The sequence below is a fragment of the Alcaligenes sp. SDU_A2 genome, assembly GCF_038237375.1.
Lineage (GTDB): Bacteria > Pseudomonadota > Gammaproteobacteria > Burkholderiales > Burkholderiaceae_B > Alcaligenes.
Window position 1 is genome coordinate 1,464,623 of record NZ_CP151273.1, and the last position, 14,315, is coordinate 1,478,937.

Below are 14,315 nucleotides of genomic sequence, written 5' to 3' on the forward strand. Positions count from 1 at the left end.
TCGCCATGCCTTATGTAGTGACGGATGCCTGCATCCAGTGTAAGTACACGGATTGCGTCTCGGTTTGTCCGATGGATTGTTTTTTTGAAGGGCCGAATTATTTGGTGATCCATCCGGATGAGTGCATTGATTGTTCTATTTGCGTGGCCGAATGCCCGGTAGGGGCTATTGTCAGCGAACAGGATTTGAAGCCCGGGCAACAGGTATATGCCGATCTGAATCGGGAGCTTAGCCAGGCACCGGGCTGGACGCGAATCACTCGTCAGAAAGCGCCCTTGCCCGATCACGATTATTGGGCAGGGCGCAGTGATAAGTTGGCGCTGTTGCAGCGATTCTGATCAGACAGGCTGACGCTGGAAACCCCAGCGCCAGACCGCCAGCGCGGCGAGCAGCAACAGGGAGGTGCAGGCGGTCAACACCGCCACAAATCCGCCATCGAAGGCGTTGCGGGCCAGTTCGCCTAGTTGAGCGGCATGTTCCCGCGACAGGCCTTCGGCCGCCATCAAGGCCTCGTCCAGACTGTCGCGCACAGAGGAGGGCACATTGCTGTTCGATGGCAGAATCAAGGTGGCGCTGTAGACGGCCGACAGTAAGCTGCCCATCAGGGTGACGCCCAGCGCGCCGCCTAATTCATACGACATTTCTTCTATGGATGCGGCCATTCCGGCGCGCGATGCGGGCACGCTTTGCATGATGGTGCTGGAGGCGGCCGTCATGGCAGCGCCGATGCCCAGACCCAGCAGAACCAGGCTGAGGGTTTGCAGGGCCTGGGGCGCATTGTGCCAGAGTAGATAGGCCCCCATACCCAGTCCGGCTAGCGTCAGCGATGCGAACAGCAGACGGGCGCTGCCGATCTGTGGTAGTAACTTGCCGGCCAGCGGCCCGGCCAGAAAGGCCGCCAATGGCAGTGGCATGATGGCCATGCCAGCCTGCAGCGGCGAAAATCCCAATACCAGTTGCAAGCGTTGGCTAAAGACCAGTTCCATGCCGATCAGGGCGGCCGAGGCGGTCAGCGCAGCCATGACAGAGGTGGCGAAAGCGGCATTGCGAAACAGGGAAAAATCCAGCAAGGGGAAGGCGCTGCGGCTCTGGCGGCGTACAAACAGGGTCAGGAACAGCGTGCTGATCAGCAGTGCGGCACCGGTCAGTGGCCAGGAGGGCGCGTGTTTGCCCAGTTCTTTGATGGCGAAGGTGCCGGCCACCAGGCCTACCATGATGAGCAGTGAGCCATGCAGGTCCCATGGGCGCGAGGTATCAGGCTGCGAGCGCGGCACAAAGAGCCAGCCCAGCGGCAGTGCGATCAGGACGATGGGCACATTGATCAGAAACACGGACCCCCACCAGAAGTGCTCCAGGAGGAAGCCACCCACCACCGGACCGAAGGCCGCGCCGCCCGAGGCGACCGAGGCCCAGACGCCGATGGCGACGGCGCGCTCGCGTTCGTCGGCAAAGGTGATGCGGATCAGGGAAAGGGTGGCGGGCATCATCATGGCGGCGGCGACACCCAGCAGAGCGCGCGCGGTGATCAGGGCCGTGGGGTTGGGGGCGTAAGCGGCCAGCAGGGACGCCAGGCCGAACAGGGCCAGTCCGGACAGGAACAGGTGTTTATGGCCTAGGCGATCACCCAGCGTGCCCATGCCCAGCAGCAAACCGGACACGACCAGGGCGTAGCTGTTGATGATCCATAGCTTTTGCGAGGCCGAAGCGTGCAGGTCGTGGGTCAGGCGGGGCAGGGCGGTATAAAGCACTGTCATGTCGATCACGATAAGCAGCAGCGCGACCGAAACGATAGCCAGAACCAGCCAGCGTCTGCGCACGCTTGGAGGAGATTGAGTCTGGCCTGGAGTCGTAGAGAAAGACATTGGAAAGCACAAGAGTGGTGAAGCTAGTATGATCCATCAATAATTATTGTGATCAAAGTTAAATAGCATCTATAAATTTGATATATGGATTGGACTCTTGAACGGATACGGCATTTTGTCGTGGTAGCCGAAACCGGCTCCATGACCCAAGCCGCCCGCAGCCTAGGCAAAGTGCAGTCGGCTCTGAGCACCTCGATCAGTTTGCTGGAGGCTGACTTGAATCTGGATTTGTTTGATCGCAGCAGGCGGGCGCTGCGTCTGACCGAGGCCGGCCAGGTGATGTTGCTGGAGGCGCGTGCGCTGTTGCAGCAGGCTGATGTGTTGGAGCGCCGCGCTTTGGCGCTTTCCCAGGGGCAGCCGGCACGCTTGGAAATCGCCATGGACGAAGCCCTGCCTTATGAGCCGGTCGCGTTGTTGTTCAAAGAATTGGCGCAGCGCTGGCCCGCGCTGGAACTGACCATATTGAACGGCACGGCCACAGAGGTCATGGATTATGTGGAGCAGGGGCGTTCACGTATTGCGATCCAGTTTGACCGTGGGCCTGTTCCCGTTCATTTTGCGCAGCGCTACGTGGGCACGGCACCGCAGGCGATCTGCGTGGCCCGGGAACATGATCTGGCGCGTCAGGCGCAGGTCAGCCGCAAAGAGCTGGTGGCGCATCGCCAGTTGGTCATGCATATCGAAGGCGCGGATCAGGCCGTATTCAGTCCCAGCGTCTGGCGTTCGGACAGTTTCTATGTGATTGCGGACATGGTGGCCGAAGGCATGGGTTGGGCCATACTGCCCTTGAACATCGCGGAATACGAACATCTACGTGTCAAGCTTAGGCAGCTGCATTGCCAGGAACTGATGCTGCCGCCGTTGGCGGTCCGCATGTTGTGGCGGCAGGGCGAAGCCTTGCCGCCCGTCATTTTATGGATACAGCAACGCTTGTCGGCGCTGCTGCCTTAATTGACGGCTGCTCAGCAGGCCGGCAGGCTGGCGCGTGCCCGGTGCTGGCCTTGGGCCCAGCGCTGCACGCCGTCCCAGACTTCGGCGGCATTGTTGGCAATCAGGTCGGCCCGCCAACTGGGAATGGCCGGGTCCTGGGCGCAATAGCCGTAGGCTGCGACCATTGTGGCCATGCCGGCAGCCTGTCCGGCCTGAATGTCGCGCTGGTCGTCACCTACATACAGGCAATGCTGTGGCTGAAAACCGGCTTTTTCGGCTGCGTAGAGCAAAGGGGCAGGGTGCGGCTTGATGTGGCCGGTCGTGTCGCCGCCTACGGCAACGGCGCAGGATTGCTCCAGCCCCAGATGGCGGATCAGAGGCAAGGCCAGGTACTCCAGCTTGTTGGTGACGATGCCCCAGGTGTATTGGTGTTGTTCCAGCTGCTTCAGCATGTCGGCCACGCCGTCGAACAGTTGGGTCAGGCTGGTCATGTTGGCCTCGTAGTCCTGCAGGAAATGGGCGCGTAGCTGGGCATACTCGGGGTGATCCGTCTGTATGTCCAGGGCCGCCTTGATCAGGCCGCGCGCGCCGTGCGAGGCAAAAGGACGCAGGGTGTCGTAGGGTAGGGCAGGCAGGCCACGGGCCAGTCGCAAACGGTTGGCGGCGGCGGCCAGGTCAGGGGCGGAATCGGCCAGGGTGCCGTCGAAATCGAACAGGACAAGTTTCTTCATGGATAAGGCAGTCAGTCCTGCCGGCGTGTGGCCACCAGGTAGTTGACGGAGGTGTCGCCGGACAGAAAGTAATGATCGGTAATGGGGTTGTACTCCAGGCCTTTCAGGGCCTGGGCGTCCAGCTTGCAGCGGCGTGCGGTTTGGATCAGTTCGCTGGGCTTGATGAAGCCTTCGTAGCTATGCGTGCCCTTGGGGATCAGGCGCAGCACATATTCGGCACCGACGATGGCGAACAAGAACGATTTTGGATTGCGGTTCAGGGTGGAGAAAAACACCCAGCCGCCGGGTTTGACCAGCTGCGAGCAGGCGCGGATGATGGAGCCGGGGTCGGGGACGTGTTCCAGCATTTCCATGCAGGTCACGACATCGAAGCGGCCTGGGTGCTGGTCGGCCATGTCTTCGGCGCTGATGGCTTCGTACTGAACAGGCACGCCCGACTCCAGGCTGTGCAGCCGCGCTATTTTCAGGGAGCGTTCGGCCAGGTCTATGCCGGTTACCTGGGCACCGGCCTGTGCCAGGCTTTCGGACAAGATGCCGCCGCCGCAACCTACATCCAGCACTTGCTTGCCCTGCAGGGGGCCGGTCTGCGAAAGAATCCAGTCCAGGCGCAGCGGGTTGATGGCGTGCAGCGGCTTGAACTCGCTGGTAGGGTCCCACCAGCGGGATGCCAGTGCGCTGAACTTGTCGATTTCTGCCTGGTCGACGTTGGCGGTCGTGGCAGTGGGAGTGGAGACGGTCATGGTTCACCCAAAAAATTAAGGCCCCGCAAAAGCGGAGCCTTAATTGTAGCCTTAGCTACAGAAATGCGTGGCAGCAGGTATTACTTGCGGTTGCCGACGATTTCGATTTCCACGCGACGGTTCTGGGCACGGCCTTCACGCGTCTTGTTGGATGCCACGGGCTGGCTTTCGCCCTTGCCTTCGGCGTAGATGCGATCGGCAGGGATGCCCTTGCTGACCAGGTACTGCTTGACGGTGTTGGCACGACGCTCGGACAGCTTCTGGTTGTAAGCTTCGGCACCGATGGAGTCGGTGTGACCAACAGCGATCAGGGTTTCCAGATCGATGGAGCCAGCGGCGTCAGCCACTTGATCCAGAACCTGACGGCCTTCTGGCTTCAGGGTGGACTTGTCGAAGTCGAAGAACGTGTCGGCGTTCAGGGTCACTTTGGTGACGGTAGGAGCAACGACAGGAGCTTCGGGGGCCTGGGCAACGGGCACACCGTCACAACCTGGGATACCCGTTGCTGGGGTCCAGAAGTTGTTACGCCAGCACAGTTCGTTGGTGCCGTTTTTCCAAACGTCGCCAAACGGATTGCGCCAGTTGTTGACTTCGCCCGATTCCTGTGCGGAAACCGCACCGGAGGCCGATACAGCGGCAATGGCGAGTACAAGTGCGATTTTGGAGGGTTTGTTCATATTTCTCCTCGTTGAGCTGATGCTGTTAAGTGACCGCAGCGAACCCCTGCCGCCGATTTACGGAACCAGTATAGCAATGCCCTGAACGGATCAAAGAATTGCGCTGGGTTTCATGCGTGTTAGCTCGAATCTTATGACATTTCGGTCCCATGCGTTAGGTCGGCGGCAGGCAATTCGGCCAGATAAACGGAATTGGCCCCGTTCTTTCCTGTTATTGTTGGTTTTAGGCAACAGGACGCAGCGTGGCGGCAGGGGGCGACAAGATGGCCGTCGGCCCCGGATTTTTGTCCTTTGCGCATCACTGAGTGCCAGTCTGGGGCTGCCCCTGCGCACCGGCTGCGTCCCTCTAGGCGAAAGTGCTAGAATTTCCCTTTGTCCTTGTCCGTTTACGGCTGGCTTACTGCTTAACCCATATCTATAAAGAATTAATCTATGGATTCCTTTGCCAAGGAGACGCTTCCCGTTTCACTTGAAGAGGAGATGCGCCGCAGCTACCTCGATTACGCCATGAGCGTGATCGTTGGCCGTGCTCTTCCCGACGTGCGAGATGGTTTGAAGCCTGTGCATCGCCGTGTCTTGTTCGCCATGCACGAACTCAATAACGACTGGAATCGTGCCTATAAGAAGTCGGCCCGTATTGTCGGCGACGTCATCGGTAAGTACCACCCGCATGGCGATTCCGCCGTTTACGACACCATTGTGCGTCTGGCGCAGGATTTTTCCATGCGCTATATGTTGGTGGACGGGCAAGGGAACTTCGGCTCCATCGACGGCGATAACGCGGCCGCGATGCGTTATACCGAAATCCGTCTGGCCAAGATCGCCCACGAATTGTTGGCCGATATCGACCAGGAAACGGTGGATTTCGTGCCCAACTACGACGGCAGCGAAAAAGAGCCGGCCTTGCTGCCCTCGCGCCTGCCTAACCTGCTGGTCAACGGCAGCTCGGGCATTGCCGTGGGCATGGCCACCAATATACCGCCGCATAATCTGGCCGAAGTGGTCAACGGCTGCCTGTATTGCCTGCGCAATCCAGAGTGCACCATCGATGAACTGATCGAGCACGTGCCTGCGCCGGACTTTCCTACCGGCGGCATTATCTACGGCATGTCCGGGGTGCGCGAAGGCTACCGTACCGGGCGTGGTCGGGTCATCATGCGCGCCAGCACGCATTTCGAGGACATGGAAAAAGGCAATCGCCAGGCCATCGTGGTCGATGCCATTCCTTACCAGGTCAACAAAAAGTCGTTGCAGGAACGCATCGCCGAGCTGGTCAACGAAAAGCGCATCGAGGGCATTTCCGATATCCGCGACGAGTCCGACAAGGACGGCATGCGTCTGGTGATCGAACTCAAGCGTGGCGAAGTGCCCGAGGTGGTGCTCAATAACCTGTACAAGAATACCCAGTTGCAGGAAACCTTCGGCATGAACATGGTGGCGCTGGTCGATGGCCAGCCGCGCCTGTTGAACCTGAAGCAGTTGGTGGAATACTTCCTGAGCCACCGCCGCGAAGTGGTGACGCGCCGCACCGTGTTTCAGTTGCGCAAGGCCCGCGAACGGGGTCATGTGCTGGAAGGTCTGGCGGTGGCCCTGGCCAATATCGACGACTTTATCGCGATCATCAAGGCTGCGCCTACGCCGCCGGTCGCCCGCCAGGAGCTGATGGCCAAGTCCTGGGATTCCAGCCTGGTGCGCGAGATGTTGGCACGCGCCGATACCAGCGCCATCGTGGGCGGCCGTCAGGCGTATCGCCCCGACGAGCTGGGCGAGGAGTTCGGCATGGGCGCGGACGGTCTGTACCGTCTGAGCGAGGTCCAGGCGCAGGAAATTCTGAACATGCGTCTGCAGCGTCTGACCGGCCTGGAGCAGGACAAGATTGTGGCGGAATATCGCGAGGTCATGGACAAGATCGCCGACCTGCTGGACATTCTGTCCAATCCGGGGCGCGTTTCGGCCATTATCGGCGACGAGCTGATCGCGTTGCGCGACGAATTCTCGGCCACCGGCAAGGATGTGCGTCGTTCGCAGATCGAGCACAATGCGACCGAGCTGGATACAGAAGATCTGATCACCCCTATGGACATGGTGGTGACGCTCTCGCATACCGGCTACATCAAGAGCCAACCGCTGTCTGAATATCGGGCACAGCGCCGTGGCGGCCGTGGTAAGCAAGCGACCGCCATGAAAGAGGACGACTGGATCGATAAGCTGTTTATCGCCAATACGCACGATTATCTGCTGTGCTTCTCCAACCGTGGCCGGGTGTACTGGCTCAAGGTGTGGGAAGTGCCGCAAGGCTCGCGCAATTCGCGCGGCCGTCCCATCGTCAATATGTTCCCCCTGGAAGATGGCGAGAAGATCAACGTCGTGTTGTCCGTCAAGGAATTCAGCGAAGAGCAATTCGTGTTCATGGCCACGTCGCGCGGCACGGTCAAGAAGACCCCGTTGTCCGATTTCTCCAACCCCCGCAAGGCCGGCATCATCGCCGTGGGCCTGGATGAAGGCGACTATCTGATCGGCGCGCAGCTGACCGATGGCGTGCACGATGTCATGCTGTTTTCGGATGCCGGAAAAGCCGTGCGTTTTGACGAAGGCGATGTGCGCCCAATGGGCCGCGCGGCCCGTGGCGTGCGCGGCATGACGCTGGAAGAGGGCCAGTCCGTTATCGCTCTGTTGGTGGCCGAAGACGAAAGCCAGTCCGTGCTGACCGCAACCGAGAACGGTTTCGGCAAACGCACCCCCATCGGCGAGTACACACGTCATGGTCGCGGTACCAAGGGCATGATCGCCATCCAGACATCGGCCCGCAACGGCAAAGTCGTGGGGGCCGTGCTGGTGCGCGAAACCGACGAGATCATGCTGATCACCAATGCCGGCGTGCTGGTGCGTACCCGTGTTTCCGAAATCCGCGAAATGGGTCGCGCCACGCAAGGCGTTACCTTGATCAGCGTGGATGATGGCAGCGAACTGTCCGGCGTGTATCGCGTGGTCGAAACCGACGACGAGGTCGAAGCCAGCCTGGCCGACGAAGGGCGGGCCGCTGATGAGCAGAATCAGGACAGTCCGCCCGCCGCCGGCGAAGCGGACGCAACCGGCAAGGAAGATGTGTGATGCGTGTATGGAATTTTTCGGCAGGCCCGTCGATGCTGCCGCTGGAAGTGTTGGAGCAGGCGGCCGCCGAAATGACCGATTGGCACGGCACCGGCATGTCCATCATGGAAATGAGCCATCGCAGTAAGGACTATATGGGTGTGCGCGACCAGGCCGAGGCCGATTTGCGCACGCTGCTGGCCGTGCCCGATGACTTTGCCGTTCTGTTCGTGCAGGGCGGAGCGCAAGGCCAGAATGGCCTGCTCCCCCTGAATCTGATTCAGCGTAACGGCAGCGGCAAGGCCGACTATGTCTTGTCGGGCAGTTGGTCGGTCAAGTCCTGCGAGGAAGCGCAGCGCTACGGCGATATCCATGTCGCCGGCAGCAGCGGCCAGGCCTGGCAGGATCAGGGCAAAGAATGGGCCCCTTGGACCTGGTTCCCCGAGCCTGCCCAATGGGATGTGCGCCCGGATGCGGCTTACTTGCACGTCTGCACCAACGAAACCATTGGCGGCGTCGAGTTCAACGACATCCCCAAGCTGGATGTGCCCGTCATTGCGGATGTCTCCTCCAACATCCTGTCCTGCCCGATTGATTTCTCGCGTGTGGCCGTAGCCTACGCAGGGGCACAGAAAAATGCCGGCATGTCCGGTATTGCCTTGATGATGATCCGCAAGGACTTGCTCGGTCATGCCATGGACTTGTGCCCGTCGGCGTTCAACTACGCCAATATCGAAAAACAGCAGTCCATGTTCAATACGCCGCCTACCTACTCTATTTATATGGCCGGCCTGATGTTCAAGTGGTTGCAGCGCCAGGGCGGCGTGGCGGCGATGCAAGCGCGCAATGCGGCCAAGTCCGAAGCCTTGTACGGCTATCTGGATTCGTCGGATTTTTACACCAACACGGTGCATCCTGCGTACCGTTCGCGCATGAACGTGCCCTTCCTGCTGCGCGACGAGTCCTTGAACAGTGTGTTTCTGGAGCAGGCCCAGGCTGCGGGCCTGACCTCGCTGAAAGGGCACAAGAGCGTGGGTGGCATGCGTGCGTCCATCTACAACGCCATGCCGCTGGAGGGCGTGCAGGCCTTGATCGACTTTATGAAAGACTTTGAACAACGGAATGGCTAATACCTTATCTGAACGCCTGCTGCCCTGGCGCAACCGCATCGACGAGCTGGATCGCCAGATTCTGGAGCTGCTGAACGAGCGTGCCCGCGCGGCGCTGGAAGTCGGCAAGATCAAGCAAGGTTTTAATGCTGACGAGGCCATTCTGAAGCCCGAGCGCGAAGCGCGTATCGTGCGCCGCTTGCAGTCTGAAAATGACGGCCCTTTTACGCCGGCTGCTGTCGAGGCGGTGTGGGGGCAGATCATTTCCGCTTGCCGTGGTTTGGAAAGCGTGTTGCGCGTGGCCTATCTGGGGCCGCAAGGCTCGTTTTCCGAGCAGGCCGCCTACGAACATTTCGGCCATGCCCTGGATGGACTGCAGTGCGACTCCTTTGACGAGGTGTTTCGCAGCGTGGAAGTAGGGCAGGCCGATGTAGGCATGGTGCCGGTGGAAAATTCCACCGAAGGCGCGGTCAACCGCACGTTGGATCTGCTGCTGAATTCGCCGCTGCGCGTGCTGGGCGAGCGCTCGATCCGGGTTCATCACAATCTGTTGACTCAGACCGGGACCATGGATGGCATCACCCGCGTGATGGCGCATCCGCAGGCCCTGGCGCAGTGCCAGAATTGGCTGCAAAAGCACTTCCCGCATTTGTTGCGCGAAGCCGCTTCCAGCAATGCCGAAGCGGCCCGTATCGCGGCGTCCGACCCTTCCGTGGCGGCCATCGCCGGCAATACGGCGATTACGGCCTGGAATCTGGGCGTTGTCGAATCCGGCATTCAGGACGACCCGCACAATCGCACCCGTTTCCTGGCCATCGGCAATATTGAAGCCCTGCCCAGCGGCAACGACAAGACCAGCATCATCCTGGCCGTGCCCAACCGGGCGGGTGCCGTCTACGATATGCTCTCGCCGCTGGCGGTGCATGGCGTGTCCATGACGCGTCTGGAATCCCGTCCGGCCCGTACCGGTCAGTGGGAATATTACTTTTACGTGGACCTGATCGGACACCGCGACGAACCGGCCATGGCGGCTGCCTTGACCGAGCTCAAGAAGCAGGTCGCCTTTTTCAAGATCCTGGGTTCTTACCCCGTTAACGACTTCTGACCATGACAAGCACACGCGCAGCACTGGAGGCGGCCGTCGCCGACCATATTCTGGCCATCGCTCCCTATCAGCCGGGCAAACCCGTCAGCGAAATCGCGCGCACGTTTGGCCTGCAAGAGAGCAGCATCGTCAAGCTGGCTTCCAACGAGAATCCTTTGGGCATGGCCGACTCGGTACGGGCAGCGGTTGCGCGGGCCGTGCAGGAGCTGGGGCGTTATCCCGACCCCAACGGTTTTGACTTGAAGCAGGATTTGTCACGGCGTTATCAGGTGCCGGCAGACTGGATTACGCTGGGTAACGGTTCCAACGATTTGCTGGAGCTGATTTCCCTGGTGCTGCTGGGGCCGGGTGTGTCGTGCGTGTATGCCGAGCATGCCTTTACCGTCTACAAGCTGTGTACGCAAGAGCGCGGTGCGCGCCATATCATGGTGCCGGCCGTGGACTATGGTCACGACCTGGATGCCATGCTGGCGGCCATTTGCGCTGACACGCGTCTGTTGTTCATTGCCAATCCCAACAACCCCACCGGTACCTTTTTGCCTGCCGAGCAGATTGACGCCTTTCTGGCCCAGGTCTGGGAGCGTCACGGTCGACAGCTTACCGTCGTGCTGGACGAGGCCTACAACGAATACCTGGCTCCCGAACTGCGTTTTGACAGCGCCGAGTTGGTGCGCCGCTATCCCAACCTGATTGTGACGCGTACCTTCTCCAAGGCCTATGGTCTGGCGGGACTGCGCATCGGTTACGCGTTGGCCCAGGCCGAACTGACCGATGTCTTGAACCGTGTGCGTCAGCCTTTCAATGTCAATAGCGTGGCACTGGAGGCTGCGCGTGCCGCACTGGCCGACCAGGACTTTCTGCAACGCAGCTACGAACTGAACCAGTCCGGCAAACAGTTCCTGGAACAGTGTTTTGAATCGTTGGGTCTGGATTACGTGCCCAGCCACGGCAACTTCATTCTGGTGCGCGTGGGGGATGCGGCGGCGATCAATCTGGCCTTGCTCAAGCAAGGCGTCATCGTGCGCCCCGTGGCAGGCGATGGCTTGCCCGAACATTTGCGTATCACCATCGGTTTGCCGGAAGAGAACCAGCGCTTTGCGCAGGCTCTGGCCGGTATCTTGCAGGCTTGAGCATGAGCGCATTGCCTGGGTCAGTGACGTCGGAGCCACTGATTCCAGTGCTCGCCGTCGTAGGAGTGGGGCTGATCGGCGGTTCGGTCGCGCTGGCGCTCAAGCGTGCCGGTGCCGTTGGGCGGGTGCTGGGTGTTGGCCGACAGCTCAAGAGTCTGCGTCGCGCCCAGGAGCTGGGCCTGATCGACGATATTGCCACGCTGGAGCAGGCGGCCGCGCAGGCGGATCTGATCATGCTGGCTACCCCCATCGGGGCGATGGGGCCTGTCTTGCGTGCCATGCGTGGGCATTTGCGCGATCAGACATTGATCAGCGACGCGGGCAGCACCAAGGTGGATGTGGTGCAGGTGGCCCGCGAGGCCTTGGGCGAGCGCATCGCTCAGTTCGTGCCTGGGCATCCCATTGCCGGTGCCGAGACGCTGGGGCCGGATGCGGCGCGTGCCGATCTGTACGAGGGGCGTAATGTCATCCTGACGCCTTTGGACGAGAATCCGGCGGCGGCGCGCAAGCGCCTGATTGCGGTCTGGGAGCGTTGCGGCGCACGCGTCATGTTGATGGACCCGCCCACGCACGATCAGGTGTTGGCATCGGTCAGTCATGTCCCTCACTTTTTGTCTTCTGTTTTTATGTGGCAGGTTGCCTCCAGCGCCAATTCAGATCAGCGCTTTGCGCTGGCCGGCACGGGCTTTCGCGACTTTACCCGCATCGCAGCCGGTTCGGCGGAGGTGTGGCGGGATATTTTCCTGAGCAACCGCAGCGCCGTTCTGGCCGAACTGAAAGAGGTGCGGCAGGCGCTGGATCAGGCCGAACAGGCCTTGGAGGACGGTGATGATCAGGCTTTGTACGAATTTCTGGAGCGTGCCGCCTTGGCGCGCCGTTTTTGGGCGAGCAGGAGCGGTTTGAAATGAGCCAGGTTGATTCTATTGTCTTGAATCCTGTCGTGCAGGCCCGGGGCGAGCTGGTGCTGCCCGGCTCCAAGAGCATATCCAATCGCGCGTTGCTCTTGGCTTCGTTGGCGCGGGGACGGACCCGCTTGGAAGGCTTGCTGCATTCGGACGACACCCGCGTCATGCTGGCTGCTCTGCGCCAGATGGGCGTGGAACTTCAGGACCTGGGGCAGGGCGTGGTCGAAATTGACGGCGGCGCGCCCTTTGCCCTGCGCGATGCCGATTTGTTCCTGGGCAATGCCGGTACGGCTTTTCGCTCCTTGACGGCGGCGCTGGCCTTGATGGGTGGGCGATTTACATTGACAGGTATTGCCCGCATGCACGAACGGCCTATTGGCGATCTGGTGGACGCTTTGCGCAGTCTGGGGGCTGATGTCAGCTACCTGGGCAACGAAGGCTATCCGCCGCTGGCGATCGGTGCCGCGCCGCAGAGCGGGGGGCGCAGCGTGTCGGTCAAAGGCTCGGTGTCCAGCCAGTTCCTGACAGCATTGCTGATGGCCGCGCCCTTGTTGACGGCGCAGACCGGACAGGATCTGCGCATTCAGGTGGACGGCGAACTGATCTCCAAGCCGTATATCGACATTACGCTGGCTATGATGGCGCGTTTTGGCGTGACGGTGCAGCGCGACGGTTGGAGCAGTTTCACCGTGCCGGCGGCAGCCGCGTACATCAGTCCCGGACGCTATCCGGTCGAGGGAGACGCGTCGTCGGCGTCGTATTTTATTGCCTTGGGGGCATTGGGCGGCGGGCCGGTACGGATTCGCGGCGTGGGCACCGATAGCCTTCAGGGCGATATTCAGTTTGCAGATGTGGCCCAGGCTATGGGGGCGCGCATCGAGCGCCATCCGCAGGAACTTGTGGTCAGCGGTCCTTGTGTGGCGCGCGGCGAACGCCTGCGGGCGTTTGACATGGATTTCAATCGCATCCCGGATGCGGCCATGACGGCGGCCGCCATGGCCATGTTTGCCGACGGGCCATGCACCTTGCGCAATATCGCCAGCTGGCGCGTCAAAGAAACCGATCGCATCCACGCCATGCATACCGAACTGGCCAAGCTGGGTGCCCGGGTTGAGTCCGGCCCCGATTGGCTGACAGTGCATCCTATCGATGCGGCCAATTGGCGGTCGGCCAGTATCCATACCTACGACGATCACCGCATCGCTATGTGTTTTTCTCTGGCCAGTTTTGGGCCCGTCCCGGTGACGATCCTGGACCCGGACTGCGTCAGCAAGACATTTCCTGATTATTTTTCTGTTTTTCAGCACTTGGTGCAGGCATGAGCGCAACACAGACCATACCCGTCATTACCATAGACGGCCCTACCGCTTCAGGCAAGGGCACGATAGCCCACCTGGTGGCCGAGCGACTGGGTTGGCATACGCTGGACAGCGGTGCCTTGTATCGCCTGACCGCGCTGGCCTGTTTGCGCCAAGGTCTGGATACGGAGCTGGAATCCGAGGTGGAGCGCGTCGCCGCCGGCTTGGATATCCGTTTTCAGCATCCGGCCGTTTTTTTGGCGGGACAGGATGTCAGCGAGGCTATCCGCCAGGAGCAGGTGGGCAACCTGGCCTCGCAGGTGGCAGCCATGCCCGGCGTGCGTGCCGCTTTGCTGCAGCGCCAGCGCGACTTTCGCATCGCCCCCGGCTTGGTCGGCGATGGGCGCGACATGGGGACAGTGGTGTTTCCCGATGCGCCTTTGAAAATATTTTTGCTGGCCGATGCGCAGGTGCGTGCGGAAAGGCGTTGTAAACAGTTGAGCGAAAAGGGGATTTCTGCTAATCTTGCAAGCCTGCTGGCCGATCTTCGCGCGCGTGATGCGCGTGACAAGAATCGCACGCACGCACCGCTGGTGCCTGCGCAGGACGCCCACATTGTGGATTCGTCCAAGCTAAGCATAGATGAAACAGTCAATATTGTGCTTGACCTTTGGTCGGGCGTGTCGTTCCCGACGGCGTAATTCTGCGCTGCGCGGTTTTTTTCACTCCACCGGGTTC

At 60.6% G+C, this 14,315-nt stretch carries 13 protein-coding genes; 9 read left to right on the forward strand and 4 right to left on the reverse strand.

What is annotated here, in order from left to right; translation table 11 throughout:
• Nucleotides 1–5 precede the first annotated feature (5 nt).
• Nucleotides 6–338: a ferredoxin FdxA gene (fdxA, locus tag AADW57_RS06875; protein ID WP_341669306.1), complete on the forward strand. Its 333-nt coding sequence runs from the start codon at nt 6–8 to the stop codon at nt 336–338.
• Here fdxA and AADW57_RS06880 read toward each other — a convergent pair whose 3' ends face one another.
• On the reverse strand, nt 339–1,862 hold the full coding sequence (locus AADW57_RS06880; RefSeq protein ID WP_341669307.1) for an MFS transporter: 1,524 nt from the start codon (nt 1,860–1,862) through the stop codon (nt 339–341).
• 84 nt (nt 1,863–1,946) lie between these two features.
• Between AADW57_RS06880 and AADW57_RS06885 the strand changes: the two genes are divergently transcribed.
• Entirely contained in the window at nt 1,947–2,813 is an 867-nt protein-coding gene (locus tag AADW57_RS06885; protein WP_341669308.1) for a LysR family transcriptional regulator, read from the forward strand.
• A gap of 11 nt (nt 2,814–2,824) precedes the next feature.
• On the opposite strand, the gene gph is transcribed toward AADW57_RS06885, so the two are convergent.
• The 3 genes from gph to ompA all read right to left on the reverse strand — a co-directional run bounded on the left by gph (nt 2,825) and on the right by ompA (nt 4,940).
• The gene (gph, locus tag AADW57_RS06890; RefSeq protein ID WP_341669309.1) at nt 2,825–3,523 is read right to left on the reverse strand and encodes a phosphoglycolate phosphatase; all 699 of its coding nucleotides are present in this window, start codon (nt 3,521–3,523) and stop codon (nt 2,825–2,827) included.
• A gap of 11 nt (nt 3,524–3,534) precedes the next feature.
• Entirely contained in the window at nt 3,535–4,263 is a 729-nt protein-coding gene (ubiG, locus tag AADW57_RS06895) for a bifunctional 2-polyprenyl-6-hydroxyphenol methylase/3-demethylubiquinol 3-O-methyltransferase UbiG (protein WP_341669310.1), read from the reverse strand.
• 80 nt (nt 4,264–4,343) lie between these two features.
• Entirely contained in the window at nt 4,344–4,940 is a 597-nt protein-coding gene (gene ompA, locus AADW57_RS06900) for an outer membrane protein OmpA (protein ID WP_341669311.1), read from the reverse strand.
• Nucleotides 4,941–5,372: 432 nt separating this feature from the next.
• Here ompA and gyrA point away from each other — a divergent pair, with 432 nt between their 5' ends.
• From gyrA to cmk, 7 genes are read left to right on the forward strand one after another with little or no spacing between them, the layout of a single operon-like run.
• Nucleotides 5,373–8,051 carry a DNA gyrase subunit A gene (gyrA, locus tag AADW57_RS06905; protein ID WP_341669312.1) on the forward strand — a complete coding sequence of 893 codons (2,679 nt, stop codon included), beginning with the start codon at nt 5,373–5,375 and terminating at the stop codon, nt 8,049–8,051.
• The gene (serC, locus tag AADW57_RS06910) at nt 8,051–9,160 is read left to right on the forward strand and encodes a 3-phosphoserine/phosphohydroxythreonine transaminase (RefSeq protein ID WP_341669313.1); all 1,110 of its coding nucleotides are present in this window, start codon (nt 8,051–8,053) and stop codon (nt 9,158–9,160) included. Before gyrA ends, serC begins: the two co-directional genes overlap by 1 nt.
• Nucleotides 9,153–10,244 (forward strand): prephenate dehydratase, encoded by a 1,092-nt coding sequence (gene pheA, locus AADW57_RS06915; RefSeq protein ID WP_341669314.1) that lies wholly within the window; start codon nt 9,153–9,155, stop codon nt 10,242–10,244. Before serC ends, pheA begins: the two co-directional genes overlap by 8 nt.
• Before the next feature lie 2 nt (nt 10,245–10,246).
• Entirely contained in the window at nt 10,247–11,374 is a 1,128-nt protein-coding gene (hisC, locus tag AADW57_RS06920) for a histidinol-phosphate transaminase (protein WP_341669315.1), read from the forward strand.
• Between the two features lie 2 nt (nt 11,375–11,376).
• A complete protein-coding gene (locus tag AADW57_RS06925) occupies nt 11,377–12,282 on the forward strand; it encodes a prephenate dehydrogenase (RefSeq protein WP_341669316.1) in 906 nt (301 codons plus the stop codon).
• Nucleotides 12,279–13,601, forward strand: a complete 1,323-nt coding sequence (gene aroA / locus AADW57_RS06930; RefSeq protein ID WP_341669317.1) for a 3-phosphoshikimate 1-carboxyvinyltransferase — start codon at nt 12,279–12,281, stop codon at nt 13,599–13,601. The genes AADW57_RS06925 and aroA overlap by 4 nt, the downstream gene beginning before the upstream one ends.
• The gene (gene cmk / locus AADW57_RS06935) at nt 13,598–14,278 is read left to right on the forward strand and encodes a (d)CMP kinase (RefSeq protein WP_341669318.1); all 681 of its coding nucleotides are present in this window, start codon (nt 13,598–13,600) and stop codon (nt 14,276–14,278) included. Before aroA ends, cmk begins: the two co-directional genes overlap by 4 nt.
• Nucleotides 14,279–14,315 lie beyond the last annotated feature (37 nt).